Origin of the sequence: Massilia agilis (genome assembly GCF_024756255.1) — a bacterium.
Classification (GTDB): domain Bacteria; phylum Pseudomonadota; class Gammaproteobacteria; order Burkholderiales; family Burkholderiaceae_D; genus Telluria; species Telluria agilis.
The window spans coordinates 179,197-196,864 of record NZ_JANUHB010000002.1; the positions used below are offsets into that span (position 1 = coordinate 179,197).

The window sequence follows — 17,668 nt, forward strand, 5'->3', positions numbered from 1 at the left end:
GTCACCCCTCGCCCGATGAGCCTTTGTCGTCCCTGGGCAGCAGACGAAACTCGATGTCGCCGATCGCGTACGACTGGAGGATGCTGGTCCTGCCCTCCTCGTCCGTCACGCCCTCGATGGTGGTGCCGTCTTCATGCTTGGCAATGTAACGCCGGCCCCGCGCCGGCAAGCCGGTTTGCCAGTCCACGGCGATGATGCGCTCGTCGGTTTCCAGGCTGGATTCCGGCGCCGCCGCCACCTCCGGACTGCCGGCAGTTCCCGTGATCATTTGAAAGTGGGCGGCCTCCAGCCGTTGTTCGTGCGAACTCTTCTGCACGATGGTCCCGGCCGTCCATGTGGTCTGGGCGCCGTCGCCGACGATCCGAACGAAGGGCGCCTGGATCGAAATGCCCTTGGTGGCGATCAGGCTGATCTCGTCCGCGGACTTGACCTCGACCTTTCCCTTATGCGTCTGGAACACCACGTCGCCCTTTGCGGCAACGAACCGCATGCCCAGCTCGTGCACGAACAGCGACAGGCTGCGCGCCGCCCTGAGGAACAGGTTGCGGCCCGTGGACAGCTCGGTGTCGCCGACCGACACCACGTCGATCTTGGTCTGCGCGCCGAGCGCCAGGTTGTCGTTGCTGCCCAGGATGATGCCGCCGGGCGCGGCTCCGGCAAGAATCGGCTGCCGCGCCTCGCCAACCGGCGCGCCATCCGGTGACAGGTTGGTTCCCTCATGCCAGCGCTTGAGCTTGTCCACCAGCTCGGCCAGCCGCGGCTGGCTTTCCTCGTCTTCCGTGTGCGCGACCGCCAGGCGCGAGAGCTCGTCGAGCATGCCCTGCATGAGCTCGGCCAGGCCGGTCAGGTGGCCGCGTTCCAGCTGGTCCGACATGGCGTGGCGCGCCGGGTGCGCGCTGAGCAGCACGCCCTTCCCGCCGCGCACGGCCACCGCCTCGTCGCTGCGCAGCTCGGCGCCCTCGCCGCGCGGCTCGCCGTGGCCGTTGGCCTTGGGCTCGGTCAGCCAACCCAGGTTCAGCTCGGACGCGGCGTGGTCGCTCGCCACCTGGGCGCTGATCTGGCCGCGCGTGTCGTCGAAACGCAGCTGGTTGCCGCGCGCGCCACCCACCTCGCGGCTGCGCGCGCCGGACAGGTAGCGGTTGCCCGGCAGGTCGCCGGCTTTCGACAGTGCCGGTGGCACCGCGCGCTGGTTGAACAACTGCGAAATGACGACCGGCTTGTCCGGGTCGCCGCCCAGGAACGCCACCAGCACCTCGGTGCCAACGCGCGGCAGGCCGAGCGTCCCGCACTGCTGCTGGCTGCCCGGCCCGTTGCCGGCCCAGTTGGAGGCCACCCGCACCCAGGCCGAATCGGCCGGGGAGTTCGAGGCGCCGGCGCCGTGCGCGTGCTTGTGGTCCTCGTCGCGCATGCCGGGAAAGCGGATCTTGACCCGGCCCAGCGGGTCGCAATGCACCTCTTCGTTGGGTGGCCCGACCACCAGCGCACTTTGCAGCTGCGGGTGCGGCAGGTCGGTGCGCGGGTCGAACGCGGGCACCACCGGCACGCCGCGCCGCACTGCGGTGAAGCTCACGCGCACCCGCATCTGGCCATCGTCCCCCACTGCGGCGTGGTCCACGCCGTCAATCCAGTGGTTGCGCCTTAACAGCGCATCCACGCGCTCGGACAAGTCCTTGGGCAGGTTGTTCTGCGCCGACAGCCGCACTTCGGTCAGCACGAAATCGCGCTCGGCCGCCGGGTGGGTGTCGATTTCCGGATGCCCCGTCAGCGAAAAGTACTCGCCCGCGCAGAAATCGCGCACGCTGCCCTCGCCGTGGAAGCACTTGGTCTGGAACTCGTGCCGGTTCATGCGCAGCTGGCCAAGCCGCCAGTGATCCTCGATGTCGTTGCCGGCGTGCGGCATCTCGACAAGGTAGTCGTCCAGCGTGGCCGCCAGCTGGTTGCCGCTGGCGCCCTGGTCGGCCACGCCGCGCGCGGTGGCCAGCATGAAGTGGCCGCCGGACGGGTTCTTGTAGTCCCAGCTGTGGCGCGTGGTGCTGCCCGGCTGCAGCTGGCGCGCCGCGCTCCAGGTGGTGATGGTGTCGCGCTTTTCGGTGGCGCCGTCACGGTGGTAGCGCACCGCGCCGGCCGCGTTTTGCGGCAGGCTGTTGGCATCGTTGAACAGCACCAGCGTATGCGCGGGAACCAGGTCGTGCGCGGGATCGACCGCAGTATTGCGGCTGCGGCCCGCCCGGAACACCCAGGATACGCCGCGCCGCTTGAGCAGGCGCCGCACGAACGCCGCGTCCGATTCGTTGTGCTGCATGACCTGCTCGCGCGGCGGGAACTGGCGCATGTCGAACAGCGGATCGAGCTCGTACTCGAAGGCGCCGGCCAGCACCGAATTGGAATGGCGCCACTCGTCGAACAGCACCTGCACGATCTCGAGCTCGTTCTGGTACCGGAAGACACGGCTGTTGGTGCGCTTTTCCATGATCGACAGCGCGTCGCGCAGCACCAGCTGGTAGGTGGCCAGCCCGCCGTCGAAGTCGCCGGCCCTGGCCTCGGTGACGATGCCGCACACGCTGCGCAGCTGGCCGCGGTCGGTCACGATCTGGATTTCGGCCGGCAGCGCGATCAGTTCCTTGAGCGGCAACGCCGGGCTGCTTGCCACGCACGACACCCGGTACTCGAGGCCGTCGCAGATCGACTCGCCACCCTCGACCCGCTGGGGCAGCAGCACGTCGTCCGACAGCTGGTCCGAGTGCGCAAGGCGCAGTCGAAGCTGGCGGTGTGCGGTGCTCAGGGATTGCTCGTGTTGCAGCACCCGCAGGAACTCGGCCGTGCTCTCCAAAGCTCGCTCCTGATGTTGTCTTCAAGTGTATTTCGAAGCAACCATGGTGACACGTATACCGCAGAGCTCAGTTGCGGTCCGTCAGCATTGCCGACCTGAACCAAATGGCAAGGATGTGGTCGCCACTGTATGGATGGACAGTGGCGCGGCCGCAGGACGCGGTCAGGCGGGCAGCAGGCGCGCCAGGCGAGGGATGGCGGCCAGCGCGTTGCGGTGCGCCGCGCTGCGGATGGTGGCCTCGTCCACGCCGCGCAGTTCGGCCAGCGCCGCGCCGATGGCGGGCAGCTGTTCCGGGCTGTTGCGCTCCGGGTGCACCCAGGCGGGAGCGATGTCGGGCGCGTCGGTCTCGAGCACGATCGCGTCCAGCGGCAGGCTGGCCGCCAGGCGCCTGATTTGCAGCGCGCGGGTAAAGGTCATGGCGCCGCCAAACCCGAGATGAAAGCCCAGGTCGATGTAGTGCTGCGCCTGCTGGAAGCTGCCGTTGAAGGCGTGGGCGATACCGCACGGCGGGCGGATCTGGCGCAAGTGCTTGAGCACCTGGTCCTGCGAGCGGCGCACGTGCAGCAGCACCGGCAGGTCGAAGTCGCGCGCGATGCGCAGCTGCTCGCGCAAGAAGCGCTCCTGCTTGTCGCGCATGGCCGGCTCGCACAGCATGGGAATGAAGAAGTCCAGCCCGATCTCGCCGACGCCGACGAAATTGGGATCGTCCAGCGCGCCTTCCACCGCCGCGCGCAAGGCCTCCAGGTCCTCGTCCTGCGCCTGCGGCACAAAGATCGGGTGTATTCCCAATGCATAGCAGGCGTTCGGGGCGCTGGCGGCAAGCGAGGCCACGGTTTCGAAGTTACCGCGCTCGACCGCCGGGATCACGATCATCGACACCCCGGCCTGCCCTGCCCTGTGCGCGACATCCAGCGCCTGTGCGCCGAATTCTGCCGCGTCCAGGTGGCAGTGGGTGTCGATCCACATTCGCCTAGGCCTCGACCGCCTGCAGTCCGTGCTCGGTCAGGCGCAGCACGCGGTCGCAGCGGCGTGCCAGTTCGGGGTCGTGGGTGACGATCACGAACGAGGTGCCGAGCGTGCGCGAGAGTTCGAGCATCAGGTCGAAGATCGACTCGGCGGTGCTGCGGTCCAGGTTCCCGGTCGGTTCGTCGGCCAGCACGCAGGCCGGCTCGGTGACGAGCGCGCGCGCCAGCGCAACCCGTTGGCGCTCGCCGCCCGACAGCTCGCCCGGCCGGTGGATGACCCGGTTGGCCAGGCCCACGCGGGCAAGGATGGCCTGCGCGCGCTCGTTGGCCGCGGCGCGCTTGACGCGCCGGATCAGGAGCGGCATCGCCACGTTGTCGAGCGCCGAGAACTCCGGCAGCAGGTGGTGGAACTGGTACACGAAGCCCAGCGACGAGTTGCGCAGCTCGCCGCGCCGGGTCTCGGACAGCGAGGCAAAATCCTCCCCCATCAGCGTGACCGAACCCGAGGTCGGCGTATCGAGCCCGCCCAGCAAGTGCAGCAGGGTCGATTTGCCGGAACCGGAGGCGCCGACGATGGCCACGCGCTCGCCGCGCGCCACCGAAAAGTCGATCCCGTCCAGCACCCGCACCTGGTAGTTGCCCTCCTTGAAGGTCTTGGACAGGCCGCGGCAGGACAGCACTGGCATCATGCTTACATCGTTATTCATAGCGCAGCGCCTCCGCCGGCTTGACGCGCGAAGCGGACCAGCTCGGGTAAATGGTTGCGACGAAGGCCAGCAGCACCGACAGGCCGCCGATCTTGAAGACGTCCGGCCAGCGCAGGTCGGACGGCATTTCGCTGATCAGGTAAATATCCTTGGACAGGAACTGCACGCCAAACATGTGTTCGATGAACGGCACGATCACGTCGATGTTCAGGGCCACGATCACGCCGAGCGTGACGCCCACCAGCGTGCCCATGATCCCCACCAGCGCGCCCTGCACCATGAAGATCTTCATGATCGAGCGCGGCGACGAGCCAAGCGTGCGCAGGATGGCGATGTCGGCCTGCTTGTCGGTCACCGTCATCACCAGGGTGGACACAAGGTTGAACGCGGCCACCGCGATGATCAGGGTAAGGATAATGAACATCATGCGTTTTTCCGTCTGCACGGCGGCGAACCAGTTGGCGTTGAGCTTGGACCAGTCGCGCATGATCAGGTCGCCGGACATGCTTCCCTTGAGCTCCTCGGCCACCTGCGGGGCCTTGTGCATGTCGGCGATGCGCAGGCGCAGGCCGGACGGCGCGTCGAGGCGCTCCATCTTTTCGGCGTCTTCCAGGCTCACGAACGAGAGCGCCGAATCGAACTCGTAGTGGCCGGCTTCAAAGACGCCGACGACGTTGAACGACTTCAGCCGCGGCAGCACGCCGGCCGGCGTGGGCTGGGTCTGGGCCAGCGCCATGGTCACCTTGTCGCCGACCGTGACGTTCAGCGAACGCGCCAGCGCCGAGCCCAGCACGATGTTGAACGAGCCCGGCGTGAGCGCGTCGAAGCTGCCCTGCTTGATCTGGTTGGCGACCTCGGACACCTTGCGCTCTTCGCTGGGCAGCACGCCGCGAATCACGGTGGGGCGCATTTCGCCGTCGCGCAGCAGCATGCCGCGCGTCTCGACGAACGGGGCCGCGCCCTTGACGGCCGGGTTGCGGAACGCCTCCTGCTCGGCCTGGCGCCAGTTGGGCATGCCGCCGCTGGCGTCGAAGATTTCGATGTGGGCCAGCACCGACAGCATGCGGTCGGTCACTTCTTTCTGGAAGCCGTTCATCACGGACAGCACGACGATGAGCGCGGCCACGCCGAGCGCGATCCCGGACACCGAGATGAGCGAGATGAAGGAAATGAAGCTGTTGCGGCCGCTGCGCTTGCCGGCACGCGTGTAGCGCAGGCCGACCAGCCATTCATACGGCAGGTTCTGGATGAGACTCATGGGTCCGGGCACAAAAACGTCAGACCCCGCAGTTTGCCATACAAAGCTCAACCATGACAGGGATTGACACAATTGAATTGAGTGGCCGCACGCAGTCGGGCGAATAGTGACGGAGTCACCTCTTGCCTCCCAACGTCGAGCCGTCATCCCGGCGAAGGCCGGGATCCATAACCCGGTGGCTACTTCGGGAAGTCAGCATGGATCCCGGCCTGCGCCGGGATGACGGTTTTTAGGGTACGGGCTGCCCGCAGGCGCGTCCGCGATGTGCCCGGCAGAGGACGAACCCACCCAGCCCCAACCCATATTGATTGAACTAGCCAGCCATGCAAGGCATCGAATGACGACGCGGACCGCTGGCGCGGCCCTGCGCTTCTTTTGCCACCCGGAGAACCAACATGGCATTCAGTCTCTTCGATTCCAAAGGGGTCCGAGTCGAGGACCAGCGCTTCACCTGGCGCGACATGGTGCAAAAGCCGATCAGCAAGCTCGACGACGACGCCTTCACCCGCGTGCGCGTGATCCTGATGAACGGCCTGGAGCAGGAAGCGCTGCGCTTCGGCCACATGGCGGCGCGCTGCAACGCCGACCTGCGCCTGCCGCTGGCGCAAGTGCGGCGCACCGAGCAGCACCAGTGCACGATGGTCAACTGGCTGCTCGCCGCCGACCATTCGCCGCTCGAAACCACGATCGGCTACGAACAGGTCGCGATCGAAGTCACCGCCGCCATCGCCCAGGTCGAGCCCGATCCCTACCTGGCCCAGGTCTACCGCTTCGGCCTGCTGGAAGACTTCGACCACATGTACCGCTACGCGGCCCTGCTCGACCGGCTCGAGGGCAAGGACGCCAACAACATCCTGCAAAGCTACACCGACATCCTGCCCGGCCGCCCGACCATCGAGCACCACCGCGCCCCGCAGGACGACCTGCGCAACCACTACGACCGCACACGCGCCGCCATGCTGACCAAGCTGCACGCGCTCACCATCGTGGCCGGCGAGGCGCAGACCCACAACTACTACATGAACATCGGGCCCACCTTCTCCGACCCGCTGGCGCGCCAGCTGTACGCCGAAATCGCGTCGGTCGAGGAGCAGCACGTGACCCAGTACGAGTCGATGCTCGACCCAACCGAAACGGTGCTCGAACAGTGGCTGCTGCACGAGGCGGCCGAGTGCTACAACTACTACAGCTGCGTCGAGCAGGAGACCAATCACCACGTCAAGGCGATCTGGGAGCGCTTCCTGGACTACGAGCTGGGGCACTTCCACACGGCGGCCGAGGCCATCAAGGCGGTCGAAAAGCGCGACCCGGCCGAGATCATCACCAACGACTTTGCCGCGCCCCTGGCATTTCGCAGCCAGCGCGACTTCGTGCGCCGCGTGCTGCACAACGAGGTGGACTTGCGCACCGACGGCACCGCCTTCGTGCCGCGCGCGCGGGAAAGCGCGGCCTCGCTGCACTACCGCACCTACATCAACTCGGACGGCTCGCCGAGCGAGGCTGTCTCGGCCGGCTACATCTGGTCGCCCGGCACGGAAATGACGCGCAAGGGAACGGCCAGCGGCGTGATCAGTGCCGCGCCCGGCCCGATCTCACCGTGAGCCAACCGACAACGAGGAGAACACCATGGCACAGCATTCGGAACACGTTGGCATGAACCGGACCGGCATCCAGATGTCGCCACTGGACACCAAGGCCATGCTCAAGGACGACGGCAGCGCGCGCGGCGAGGAAGGCGACGAATCGGCGCTGGCCGACGTGCGCAGCTCGTACATCGCGGACGCCGAAGGCCTGGGCTCGGTCCCGCTGCCAGGCACGATCACCGGCGCGGTCAGCATGGGCGTGCAGATGCTCAAGGGCGACAGCCCGCAGATCCTGCTCGACAAGCTGGGCGAGCGGCTCGCCTTCGAGCGCACCGGCGCACGCCTGTACGACGCCCTCATCACCAAATGCGAGGTCATGCTCGATGGCGAAATCAGCATGACGATCGAGGACCTGCAGGCGATCCGCTCGGACGAGGCGCGGCACTTCCTGCTGCTGAGCGACGCCATCGAGTCGCTGGGCGGCGACCCGACCTCGCAGACGCCCAGTGCCGACCTGGTCGGCGTGGAGTCGATAGGGCTGGTGCAAGTGCTGAACGATCCCCGCACCAGCCTGGCCCAGTCGCTGCACGCCATCGTCACCGCCGAGCTGGCCGACAAGGCCGGCTGGGAAACGCTGGTCGCGCTCGCGGACGAGCACGAGCTCACCGACATGGTCAACGATTTCACCGTCGCCCTGAACGAGGAGCGCGAGCACCTGGCGCTGGTGCAGACCTGGTACGAAGAGGCCATTGGCCTGACCTACGGGGATGTCGAGATCGAGCCGGACCAGTCCGGGCCGGCCGCCACGCCCTGAGATCGCCACTGTCGCAGCCGTGTCACGGGAATTACTCGCTGACACGGCATTTGCCCTACAATCACGGCATGGTTCAGCTTACCCTCGTCCTGCCGTTCGCCCTGCCCGCTCCCGAATTTGCGCCCGACCTGGTGCGCTCGCTCCAGGCGCCCGCCCTTGCCGCACTGGTGTCGCGCACTGCAACCCATCACCGCCAGCCGTACGACCAGACAGCGCGCGCGCTGCCGCACGAGGTCTGGCTGGCGCGCGCGCTCGGCCTGGAACAGCATGGCCAGCCCGGCTTTGCGGTGGCGGCGATGCGCGGTTTCGGCCTGGACCCGCAGGACGGCACCTGGTTCATTATCAACCCGTCACATATCGAGATCGCGCGCAGCCACCTGATGATGCCGGACCTGCGGCAGCTGGACCTGCACGATGCCGACAGCCGCGCCCTGTTCGACGCAGCCCGCCCGTATGTCGAGGAGGCGGGCCACACGCTGGAGTATGGGGACGCGCAGACCTGGTTCATGCGCGCCGACGACTGGGCCGGCATGGACACCTCGACGCCCGACGCGGCGGTGGGCATGAACCTGACCGACTGCATGCCGACCGGCCCGCGTGCGCTGGCCTACCGCAAGCTGCAAAACGAAATCCAGATGCTGTGGTACACGCACCCGGCCAACGCCGCCCGCGAATCGCGCCGCCAGCCGCCGGTGAACGCCTTCTGGCTCTGGGGCGCCGCCACAACAAACAGTACCGCCTCACCCAAGACCGTCGTCCCCGCGCAGGCGGGGACCCATGCCGAGCTTCCAAAGTCCGCTAATGGAACGACCGTCGCAGCTTTCGAATCCCCCGGCTGGCTGTCCGCCTTGGCCACTGAACGTCTGACGTCGCTGCCCCAGGTCGGCGCCACGCAAGCGGACACCCTGCTCATCGCCGGCAACGTCGCCGCCCCCGCCATCGCCGCCGACTGGTCCGGCTGGCTGTACGAAATGCAGCGCCTGGAATCCGAGCTGTTCGCGCCGCTGCTCGCCGCCCTGGCCGCCGGCCGCATCAAACAGCTCAAGCTGGTGATGAGCCACCGCGACGCACACGCCGAATTCACCACCACCGCCATGGCGCAGCGCAAATTCTGGCGCCGGCCGACTTTGGAACGACTGATTTGAACACCCGCATCACCATCCGCCCCTGCCCGCTGCGCACTTCCGAGATGCTGCGCCAGGGCGGGGTCCACCCCGTGCTCGCCCGCGTGTACGCGGCGCGCGGCCTGTCCGATCCGCGCGAACTGTCGAGCGAACTGCAGGCGCTGGCGCCGCCCGCCAGCCTGAAACACATCGACGCCGCCGCCGCGTTCCTGGCCGACGCCATCGCGGCCGGTAAAAAGATGACCATCGTCGCCGACTACGACTGCGACGGCGCCACCGCCTGCGCCACCGCGCTGCGCGGCCTGTCGATGATGGGCGCGCGCGTGGACTTCATCGTCCCCAACCGCTTCGAATATGGCTACGGCCTCACGCCGGAAATCGTCGAACTGACCGCGCGTGAAAAGCAGCCGGACATCATCATCACCGTGGACAACGGCATCGCGAGCATCGACGGCGTGCTGGAAGCAAAGCGGCGCGGCATCGAGGTTGTGGTGACCGACCACCACCTGCCGGGCGACACGCTGCCGGACGCGCGCGTGATCGTCAACCCGAACCAGCCTGAGTGCGGTTTCCCCAGCAAGAACCTGGCCGGCGTGGGCGTCGTGTTCTACGTGCTGCTCGCGCTGCGCGCGGAACTGCGCCGGCGCGGCGTGTACGACCAGCAGACCCAGCCCAAGCTGGACTGCCTGCTCGACCTGGTGGCGCTCGGCACGGTCGCGGACGTGGTCAGGCTCGACGCGAACAACCGGATCCTGGTCGCCCAGGGCATCAAACGCATGCGCGCCGGCCGCATGCAACCGGGCGTGGCGGCACTGTTCCGCGTGGCCGGCCGTGAAGCGCGCAGCGCCTCGCCGTTTGACCTTGGCTTTGCCGTCGGCCCGCGCCTGAACGCGGCCGGGCGGCTGGACGACATGTCGCTCGGGATCGAGTGCCTGGTCACGGACGACGAGGGCCGCGCCTGGGCGATCGCGCAGCAGCTCAACGAAATCAACCTCAAGCGCCGCGAGATCGAGGCAGAGATGCAGGACACGGCCCTGCTGCACCTGGACGAGTTCCAGCCCGCCGACAGCAGCACGATCTGCGTGTACGACGAGGGCTGGCACCAGGGCGTGATCGGCATCGTCGCCTCGCGCCTGAAAGAGAAGTTCTACCGGCCGACGATCACCTTCGCGCCGGCCGGCGACGGGCTGATCAAGGGCTCGGGCCGCTCGATCCCGGGCTTTCATTTGCGCGACGCGCTGGACCTGGTGTCAAAGCGGGTGCCGGGCCTGATCGACAAGTTTGGCGGCCACTCCATGGCGGCCGGCCTGACGATCCGGGCCAATGCGCTGGACAGCTTCAGGCAGGCGTTCGAGGCGGTGGGCCGCGCGTGGCTGACGCAAGCGCAGCTCGAGCGCGTGATCGAGACCGACGGTCCGCTGGAAGACGCGTACTACAGCACGAACTTCATCGAGCTGATGGACGGGCAGGTGTGGGGCCAGGGTTTTGCGCCGCCCGTGTTCTGCGACGAGTTCACCGTGCTCAGCCAGCGCATTTTGAAGGAGCGCCACCTGAAGCTGCTCCTGGAACGCAACGGCAAGCGCTATGACGCAATCTGGTTCGGCCAGACCGCCGGGCTGGGCGACCGCGCGCGCGTGGCGTTCCGGCTGGACGCGAACGAATACAACGGCGTGACCAAGGTCCAGCTGCTGGTCGAACACGCCGAACCGGCCTGACCCACCCACTGCCGTCGTCCCGGCGAAAGCCGGGACCCATGCTGAGCATCCGTGGGTCCCGGCCTTCGCCGGGACGACGTCGGTTTTACTTTCCCTCAGCCTTCTTGCAATCGCAAACCGGCGTGCCGCGATCGAACACGATCTTCCACGTGCCCGGCGCCTCCAGTCGCCAGATCGAGCTGAAGCGCGAGATCAGCTTGCCGTTGGCGTCATACACCGGCCCGGTGGAGAGGGCCAGCGTGCCCGACTCGACCACCTCGACCTGGTCCGGCTCCCACGAGAACGGCGCCTCGGGCTTGATGTACAGGCCCTTCCAGCCCTTGGCCACTGCTTCCTTGCCGCGCAGGACCTCGTTCGGGTTACCGCCAAAGAACACCGCCTCGTCAGAGAGGAAGGTCGTGAATGCCTTGTGGTCGCGCGCCTTCATGGTTGCCGCAAACGCGCGCTCGGTGTCGGCCACCTGCTTTTTCAGCTCATCATTGGACAGGCGCTGGGCGCTCGCGGCGGCGGCGAGGGTCAACAGGGCCACGCAAACCAGGGAAAACCATCTCAAACGCATGGGACACACCCTTTCATTTGGACAAGGGTTGCGATTTTGTCATGGTCACACACGGCTGACAACCATCAATTGCAGACTCTCCGAATTTGGAGTATAAAGAGTCCATATACGGAGGAATCCATGAGCCTCGCCTACGCCTACCCCAAAAGCCGCTTCGAACCCGCCGTGCTGGTCGACCTGAACTCCAAGGCCGAGCGCGAGCGGCTGTCCCAGTCGGCCCTGAAAGGCTTTTTCCGGCTTGCCGCCGCCTGGAAGCTGCGCGACGAAGACGCCCGCGAACTGCTTGGCGGCCTGTCGTCCTCGGCCTTCTATGAATGGAAAAAGAACCCGGACCGCGTGCTCGAAGTGGACCGGATCACCCGCATCTCTTACCTGCTGGGCATCTACAAGGCCCTGCACGTCCTCTACGGCGACAAGCTCGCCGACGAATGGGTTCACCTGCCCAACACCAACCCCATCTTCAACGGGCGCACGCCGCTGTCCACCATGCTGGGCGGCGGCCTGCTCGGCATGCAGACCGTGCGCAAGCTGCTGGACGCCCGGCGCGGGGGCCTGTGAGTGGGCGCCGTCCGCAAACTGACCAACCTGCGCCAGTTTGACACCTGCCGCCTGATCCCGTCGCGCTTTGCCGACATCGAGGACTCTGTGCTGGTGCCGCTGGCGGAAAGCGACGACGTGCTGCGCGACCTGTTCGACCTGGACAACGCCACCAACGAGCGCCTGCGCGGCGAGTATGGCGGCCTGCCCGGCATCGGCGTGGACGAACTGGTGTTCGGCGTGCCGCACTTTCGCATCATCAACGCCGCGTTCTGTTACCCGCGCCCCGAAGGCAGCCGCTTCAACGACGGCGACCGCGGCGCCTGGTACTGCGCGTTCGAAACCGAAACCGCACTGGCCGAGGTGTGCTTCCACAAAACGGTCGAGTACCAGGAGATCAACCGCTTCGACGACAGCGTCAGCTACCAGTGCATGCTGGCCGACTTCACGGCCACCTTCCACGACCTGCGCGGCGCCAACGCCTGCCCCAAGTGCCTGGACCCGAAGAGCTACGAAACCTCGCAGGCGCTGGCGCTCGAATTGCTCGAAACCGGCTCGATGGGCGTGATCTACCCCAGCGTGCGGCGCGCCGGCGGCACCAACCTCGCCTGCTTTCGGCCTGCACTGGTAGGCAATGTTCGCAAGGGCGATGCCTATCGGTTAACATGGGCGGGGTCGCCGGAACCGGTGATCGAGATTATCTGAACCATTATGAGCCGCACCATGAAAACCAAGCCAGAGAACGACAAAGAGCTGTACGACAAGGTTAACCACGAAACCGCCCGCATCAGATGGAGCGAACTCGAAAAGCACTTCGCGGCCGGTGCCGTGGTGTACGTGAGCGAGGACCTGGACCTGGTGGACGTGGCCGTGCGCATCTCGCACGACGACAAGGACAACGTGCAGCGCTGGATGGCCGAGGGCAAGCTGCACAAGGTGAGGGACGAGCAGGCGCAGGTGTGGGCGGTGGCCGATTCGACGCTGTGGGCCTCGGTCGTGCACCCGTTCGTGCTGGTGCAGCCCGACAAAAAGAGCCTGCACTGACGCGCGACCGACTCACCCCCTTGGTGGGGCTGGCTGCAGCCCCACCCTTGCGATAACTTGCACGCCTGTTATCTGATACAGGAAGCAGACATGCGCAAACCTCAGCAAGCACTTCTCGCGGCCGGCCTGGCCGCGGCACTGGCCGCGTCGGTCGCCAACGCGGCCAGCCAGCAGCCCTCCGGCCCCGCGCTCGACAAATTCATCCCCATGAAACTGGCCGGCTGGAAGACCGACGCGCCGTTCGATGCCGAGCACATGTCCGACCACACCTCCGGCGTGACCCAGACCTACACCGGCAAGAACGAGAGCGGGCTCACGCTCGACATCGTTCGCATCCGTCCCGGCAATCGTGCGATGAGCGTGCCCAGGCTTGATCAAGCCCAGCTCGGCGAACTGCCCGAAGGCGGCGGCTTCGCCTCGCTGCAGCCGCTCAAGGACCGCAAGACCCTGGTCGTCTACAGCAAGGAAAACGGCAGCGGCAAGCTGACTGCCGTGGCCGGCAAATGCGTGATCACGATCGACGGCAACGGCATCAAGCAGGACCAGCTGGTCGCCGCTGCCAACGCCATCGACATGAAAGGACTGGACGCGGTCTGCCTGTAGGCTTACTTCGACAGGTCCACGCTGTACAGCTCAAAGCCTTTTCCGTCCGCGCCCAGCGAGCGGAGACTGGACAAGCCGGCATCCTGCGCCAGCTGGAGCAGGCCAGGTGCGGCCCGGATCACCACCGGCCCGGCCGTCTGCACCGGCGTGAAATGCCAGCTGCGCTGGGCCGCCTGCGTGGCGCGCTTGAGCGCTCCGGTCTTGCGGATGTAGGCGATCAGAACGTCGCGATTCGTGTCCGGCGCGGCGAGAACGGTCGCGCTGCCGTCAAGGCCCGCGAAGCCGCCGCCACCGCTGGCGCGGTAGCTGTTGGTCGCGACGATGAATTCCTGTCCGTCCCCAACCGGCTGCCCTTGCCAGGACAGGTTGCGGATACGGCTGCCCGGCTGGCGCGTGACGTCGATCTCGTAGCTGAGGTCCTTGGACGTGACCATATCGAAGTTGTAGCTGGCGAAGCCCATGTTAACCAGCTCCTGCGCCTGCCCCCTGACAGGGTCGATGGTATTGAAGCGGTTGGCGGACTTTTCCAGCCATGCCTTGAGCTGGGCGCCGCTGATCTTCACCGCGGCCAGCGTATTCGGGTACAGGTACAGGTCGGCCGCATTGTTCAGGGCGAGCTTGCCCGGCTGGACGTCCGTATAGTCCGCCGGTCCCGCCGCCCCGGCCTTGAACGGCGCGGCCATCGACAGCACCGGCAGCCTGGCGTACTGCGGCAGGTTCGCCGCGATGTACCTCTTCACATAGTCGGCCTGCGCATCGTTCACCACCTGGATCGCGGATACGTCGCCCACATCCGCAAAGTACGTGGACATCCTGAAGTCGGTCTCGCCGATCGGCGTTTTGACGAAGTCGATGGTGCCGGCATGTTCGTGCGCCACCAGTTCCATGATCGACGGGTCTGGCGCCACAAATGATTTATCGGCCTGCTGCGTGGCGCGCACCTCCACGGTGGTCCGGTCCTTGTCCACCACCCAGCGCTTGCCGTCGTGCCGCAGGTGCAGGCCAATCACGCCAAGATGCTTGCCCCACAGGCTGGCCATCACCGTCGGTACGCCGAACACCGTGCCCTTGGCCTTGTCGATGCCGGGCAGGTTGAACTGCGGCGCGCGGCTCGCTGCGTCCGGGAAGACGGCGTGCGCGTGCCCGAGCAGCATCGCGTCGATGCCTGGCACCTGGGCCAGGTAGTAGCCCGCGTTTTCCATTTTCGGCGAATAGTCGGCGCCGTCGATGCCGCCGTGCGAGATCGCCACCACCAGCTCAGCGCCCTTCGAGCGCATCTCGGGAATGTACTTTGCCGCCGCCTCGCGCACGCCTTCCGTGTACACCTTCCCGTCGAGCCAGCGCTTGTCCCACGCAAGGATGCCGGGCGTGGTCAGGCCAATGATGCCCACCTTGACCGTTGCCGTGACCGGCTTGCCGTGTGCGTCCGTTGCCGCGATGCGCTTGTCGATGATGCGGTAAGGCTGGAACAGCGGCTTGCGCGTTCTGGCGCTGTACACGTTGGCCAGCACGATGGGGAACACCGGCCCCGCGCAGCGCCTGGTCTTGTCCACGCCATCGACGTCGAACCGGCTGCCGGTCACTTGCGCGAGGTATGGCAAGCCGTAGTTGAAGTCATGGTTCCCAACGCCCCCGCCTTCAAAGCCGAGCCGGTTCATGGCCTTGTAGATCGCCAGCCGCTGGTCGCAACGCAGCGGGCGGGCCAGCGCCTGGTAGTCGCCCAGCGCATTGCCCTGGATGGTGTCGCCATTGTCCAGCAGGAGCGTGTTGGCGAATTGGCGCCGCGCCTGTCCAATCAGCGTGGCGGTGCGGTCCAGGCCCAGCGACGCGTCGGCGGCCAGCTTGTAATAGTCGTAACCGACCACGTTTGCGTGGATGTCCGTCGTTTCAAGCACCGCCAGCGTGGCCGTGGCCCCGGCAGGCGCGTGCGGAGCCGCGCAGACGAGCGCGGGCACAAGGACGGGCACAAGGCCGATGCAAATTTGGTAATGCAGGCTGGAACGCATGAGTGATCCGGATGACAAGACTGGCCGATGATACGGTACGGCGCGGGCAAGCATCAAGCAACGGCGCTCCCGGCAGGAATAACCGGCGCGCTGTGGGGTATAATCGAAGGTTCGATTCAACCTACGGAAAAGAACGCCAAGATCATGGAAGCTGAACGCATCAACGCCCTCTCCTCCCTGCTTTCCGACCTGACCAGTCGCGAAGCCGAACTTCGGAGGTATCTTTGACTTCGATAAGAAGTCAGATGATCTAGAACAGGTCAACCAGGAGCTGGAAGACCCCACCGTCTGGAACGACCAGAAACGCGCCCAGGACCTCGGCAAGAAGAAGAAAGAGCTGGAAGGCGTGGTCCTGACCCTGCAAAAAGCCGACGCCGACCTCAAGGACGCCGCCGACCTGTTCGCCATGGCGCGCGAAGAAGGCGATGACGCCACGATCGAAGCGGTCGAGGCCGACGCCGAAGGCATCAAGAAAGTCATCGAAGCGATGGAGTTCCGCCGGATGTTCAGCAATCCGATGGACCACGCCAACTGCTTCATCGACATCCAGGCTGGCGCCGGCGGCACCGAGGCCCAGGACTGGGCGTCCATGCTGCTGCGCCAGTACCTGCGCTACTGCGAACGCAAGGGCTTCAAGGCCGAACTGCTCGAGGTATCCGAGGGCGAGGTCGCGGGCATCAAGACTGCCACCATCAAGGTCGAGGGCGAGTACGCCTATGGCCACCTGCGCACCGAAACCGGCGTGCACCGCCTGGTGCGCAAGTCGCCGTTCGACTCGGCCAACGGCCGCCACACCTCGTTCTCGTCGCTCTTCGTGTACCCCGAGGTGGACGAGTCGTTCGACATCGAGATCAACCCGGCGGACGTGCGCATCGACACCTACCGCGCATCCGGCGCCGGCGGCCAGCACATCAACAAGACCGACTCCGCGGTGCGCCTGACGCACGCCCCGTCGGGCATTGTGGTGCAGTGCCAGAACGACCGCTCGCAGCACCGCAACAAGGCCGAGGCGTTCGACATGCTGCGCGCGAAGCTGTTCGAGCTGGAGCTGCGCAAGCGCATGGCCGAGCAGCAGAAGCTGGAAGACTCCAAGACCGACGTCGGCTGGGGCCACCAGATCCGCTCGTACGTGCTGGACCAGTCGCGCATCAAGGACCTGCGTACCAACGTCGAGACCGGCAACACCAAGGCCGTGCTGGACGGCGACCTGGACGAGTTCATCTCGGCCTCGCTCAAGCAGGGCATCTGATGACGCAGGCAAAACGCGCCTTTGTGTTCGACATGGACGGCACGATCGTCGATAACATGGACTTCCACACCCGCTCGTGGGTCGAGCTGTTCCGCCGCCTGGACGTGCAGATCGACCCGGACGAGTTCTTCCGCACCACCGCCGGACGACAGGGCAAGGAGATCCTGCGCGCCTACCTGGGCGAACACCTGTCCGACGACAAGGTGGCGGCGATGAACCACGAGAAGGAAGAGATCTACCGCGAGATGTACGAGCCGCACCGCAAGGAGGTCGAGGGCTTTTCCGCCTTCCTGTCGCGCGCCAAGGAGCGTGGCGTGGCGCTGGCCGTGGCCACCTCCGGGCCTCCGGGGAACATCGCCTTCGTGCTCGACGGCCTCGCCCTGCGCCAGCATTTCGATGCGGTGGTGGGCGCGGCCGACGTCAAGCGCGGCAAGCCGCATCCCGACGTGTTCCTGGCCGCCGCCGACAAGGTGGGCGTGCAACCGGCCGACTGCATCGTGTTCGAGGACGCGCCGCTGGGCGTGGAAGCGGCGAAGAATGCGGGGATGCCGGCGGTGGTGCTGTCAACCACGCTCGACGCCGCCGCGTTTGCCGCGTACGACAATGTGATCCGCATCGCTCCCGATTTCACCGAACTGTCCGTCGACGACCTGCTCGCCGCTTGATTGAACAAT

The 17,668-nt window shown here is 66.4% G+C and carries 17 protein-coding genes; 11 read left to right on the top strand and 6 right to left on the bottom strand.

The genetic code is table 11. The features are described 5' to 3' along the window. Window position 1 precedes the first annotated feature (1 nt). The 4 genes from NX774_RS07705 to NX774_RS07720 form a co-directional block, all read right to left on the bottom strand. The gene (locus NX774_RS07705) at window positions 2-2,830 is read right to left on the bottom strand and encodes a type VI secretion system Vgr family protein (RefSeq protein ID WP_258821599.1); all 2,829 of its coding nucleotides are present in this window, start codon (window positions 2,828-2,830) and stop codon (window positions 2-4) included. A 162-nt stretch (window positions 2,831-2,992) separates the two neighbouring features. Beyond that, window positions 2,993-3,796, bottom strand: a complete 804-nt coding sequence (locus tag NX774_RS07710; protein ID WP_258821600.1) for a TatD family hydrolase — start codon at window positions 3,794-3,796, stop codon at window positions 2,993-2,995. Window positions 3,797-3,800: 4 nt separating this feature from the next. After that, window positions 3,801-4,502, bottom strand: a complete 702-nt coding sequence (gene lolD / locus NX774_RS07715; RefSeq protein WP_258821601.1) for a lipoprotein-releasing ABC transporter ATP-binding protein LolD — start codon at window positions 4,500-4,502, stop codon at window positions 3,801-3,803. Next, a complete protein-coding gene (locus tag NX774_RS07720; protein WP_258821602.1) occupies window positions 4,495-5,760 on the bottom strand; it encodes a lipoprotein-releasing ABC transporter permease subunit in 1,266 nt (421 codons plus the stop codon). Before NX774_RS07720 ends, lolD begins: the two co-directional genes overlap by 8 nt. Before the next feature lie 395 nt (window positions 5,761-6,155). On the opposite strand from NX774_RS07720, the gene NX774_RS07725 reads away from it, so the two are divergent. From NX774_RS07725 to recJ, 4 genes are all read left to right on the top strand, one after another. Next, window positions 6,156-7,361: a hypothetical protein gene (locus NX774_RS07725; RefSeq protein ID WP_258821603.1), complete on the top strand. Its 1,206-nt coding sequence runs from the start codon at window positions 6,156-6,158 to the stop codon at window positions 7,359-7,361. A gap of 25 nt (window positions 7,362-7,386) precedes the next feature. After that, complete coding sequence (locus NX774_RS07730) at window positions 7,387-8,157, top strand: ferritin-like domain-containing protein (RefSeq protein ID WP_258821604.1); 771 nt, start codon at window positions 7,387-7,389, stop codon at window positions 8,155-8,157. A 68-nt stretch (window positions 8,158-8,225) separates the two neighbouring features. Beyond that, the gene (locus tag NX774_RS07735; protein ID WP_258821605.1) at window positions 8,226-9,302 is read left to right on the top strand and encodes a hypothetical protein; all 1,077 of its coding nucleotides are present in this window, start codon (window positions 8,226-8,228) and stop codon (window positions 9,300-9,302) included. Window positions 9,303-9,346: 44 nt separating this feature from the next. After that, window positions 9,347-10,996: a single-stranded-DNA-specific exonuclease RecJ gene (recJ, locus tag NX774_RS07740; RefSeq protein ID WP_258822720.1), complete on the top strand. Its 1,650-nt coding sequence runs from the start codon at window positions 9,347-9,349 to the stop codon at window positions 10,994-10,996. Window positions 10,997-11,081: 85 nt separating this feature from the next. Here recJ and NX774_RS07745 read toward each other — a convergent pair whose 3' ends face one another. Further along, window positions 11,082-11,525, bottom strand: a complete 444-nt coding sequence (locus tag NX774_RS07745) for a YybH family protein (RefSeq protein ID WP_258821606.1) — start codon at window positions 11,523-11,525, stop codon at window positions 11,082-11,084. Between the two features lie 150 nt (window positions 11,526-11,675). Here NX774_RS07745 and NX774_RS07750 point away from each other — a divergent pair, with 150 nt between their 5' ends. The 4 genes from NX774_RS07750 to NX774_RS07765 all read left to right on the top strand — a co-directional run bounded on the left by NX774_RS07750 (window position 11,676) and on the right by NX774_RS07765 (window position 13,739). Further along, window positions 11,676-12,113, top strand: a complete 438-nt coding sequence (locus NX774_RS07750; RefSeq protein WP_258821607.1) for an MbcA/ParS/Xre antitoxin family protein — start codon at window positions 11,676-11,678, stop codon at window positions 12,111-12,113. After that, a complete protein-coding gene (locus NX774_RS07755; protein ID WP_258821608.1) occupies window positions 12,114-12,797 on the top strand; it encodes an RES family NAD+ phosphorylase in 684 nt (227 codons plus the stop codon). Between the two features lie 18 nt (window positions 12,798-12,815). After that, window positions 12,816-13,136 (top strand): DUF2288 domain-containing protein, encoded by a 321-nt coding sequence (locus NX774_RS07760; RefSeq protein ID WP_258821609.1) that lies wholly within the window; start codon window positions 12,816-12,818, stop codon window positions 13,134-13,136. A gap of 90 nt (window positions 13,137-13,226) precedes the next feature. Continuing rightward, complete coding sequence (locus tag NX774_RS07765) at window positions 13,227-13,739, top strand: hypothetical protein (RefSeq protein ID WP_258821610.1); 513 nt, start codon at window positions 13,227-13,229, stop codon at window positions 13,737-13,739. A 2-nt stretch (window positions 13,740-13,741) separates the two neighbouring features. Here the strand turns inward: NX774_RS07765 and NX774_RS07770 are convergent, their stop codons facing one another. Beyond that, window positions 13,742-15,745 carry a bifunctional 2',3'-cyclic-nucleotide 2'-phosphodiesterase/3'-nucleotidase gene (locus NX774_RS07770; protein WP_258821611.1) on the bottom strand — a complete coding sequence of 668 codons (2,004 nt, stop codon included), beginning with the start codon at window positions 15,743-15,745 and terminating at the stop codon, window positions 13,742-13,744. A 27-nt stretch (window positions 15,746-15,772) separates the two neighbouring features. Here NX774_RS07770 and NX774_RS07775 point away from each other — a divergent pair, with 27 nt between their 5' ends. From NX774_RS07775 to NX774_RS07785, 3 genes are all read left to right on the top strand, one after another. Next, on the top strand, window positions 15,773-15,973 hold the full coding sequence (locus NX774_RS07775) for a hypothetical protein (RefSeq protein ID WP_258822770.1): 201 nt from the start codon (window positions 15,773-15,775) through the stop codon (window positions 15,971-15,973). Next, window positions 15,890-16,994, top strand: a protein-coding gene (gene prfB, locus NX774_RS07780; protein WP_258821612.1) for a peptide chain release factor 2 whose coding sequence is annotated in 2 segments (ribosomal slippage) — window positions 15,890-15,970 and window positions 15,972-16,994 — 1,104 coding nt in all. Because the reading frame shifts where the segments join, the coding sequence is not laid out codon by codon here. Before NX774_RS07775 ends, prfB begins: the two co-directional genes overlap by 84 nt. Beyond that, window positions 16,994-17,659 (top strand): HAD family hydrolase, encoded by a 666-nt coding sequence (locus tag NX774_RS07785; RefSeq protein ID WP_258821613.1) that lies wholly within the window; start codon window positions 16,994-16,996, stop codon window positions 17,657-17,659. The genes prfB and NX774_RS07785 overlap by 1 nt, the downstream gene beginning before the upstream one ends. The last annotated feature ends 9 nt before the right edge of the window (window positions 17,660-17,668 follow it).

Excerpts from the sequence above, each read along its gene's own strand:
- NX774_RS07725 (WP_258821603.1), top strand. The coding sequence starts at position 6,156 with ATGGCATTCAGTCTCTTCGATTCCAAAGGGGTCCGAGTCGAGGACCAG.
- NX774_RS07720 (WP_258821602.1), bottom strand. The coding sequence starts at position 5,760 with ATGAGTCTCATCCAGAACCTGCCGTATGAATGGCTGGTCGGCCTGCGC.
- NX774_RS07770 (WP_258821611.1), bottom strand. The coding sequence starts at position 15,745 with ATGCGTTCCAGCCTGCATTACCAAATTTGCATCGGCCTTGTGCCCGTC.
- recJ (WP_258822720.1), top strand. The coding sequence starts at position 9,347 with ATGCTGCGCCAGGGCGGGGTCCACCCCGTGCTCGCCCGCGTGTACGCG.
- NX774_RS07765 (WP_258821610.1), top strand. The coding sequence starts at position 13,227 with ATGCGCAAACCTCAGCAAGCACTTCTCGCGGCCGGCCTGGCCGCGGCA.
- NX774_RS07730 (WP_258821604.1), top strand. The coding sequence starts at position 7,387 with ATGGCACAGCATTCGGAACACGTTGGCATGAACCGGACCGGCATCCAG.
- NX774_RS07710 (WP_258821600.1), bottom strand. The coding sequence starts at position 3,796 with ATGTGGATCGACACCCACTGCCACCTGGACGCGGCAGAATTCGGCGCA.
- NX774_RS07760 (WP_258821609.1), top strand. The coding sequence starts at position 12,816 with ATGAAAACCAAGCCAGAGAACGACAAAGAGCTGTACGACAAGGTTAAC.
- NX774_RS07750 (WP_258821607.1), top strand. The coding sequence starts at position 11,676 with ATGAGCCTCGCCTACGCCTACCCCAAAAGCCGCTTCGAACCCGCCGTG.
- NX774_RS07735 (WP_258821605.1), top strand. The coding sequence starts at position 8,226 with ATGGTTCAGCTTACCCTCGTCCTGCCGTTCGCCCTGCCCGCTCCCGAA.
- lolD (WP_258821601.1), bottom strand. The coding sequence starts at position 4,502 with ATGAATAACGATGTAAGCATGATGCCAGTGCTGTCCTGCCGCGGCCTG.
- NX774_RS07785 (WP_258821613.1), top strand. The coding sequence starts at position 16,994 with ATGACGCAGGCAAAACGCGCCTTTGTGTTCGACATGGACGGCACGATC.
- NX774_RS07775 (WP_258822770.1), top strand. The coding sequence starts at position 15,773 with ATGATACGGTACGGCGCGGGCAAGCATCAAGCAACGGCGCTCCCGGCA.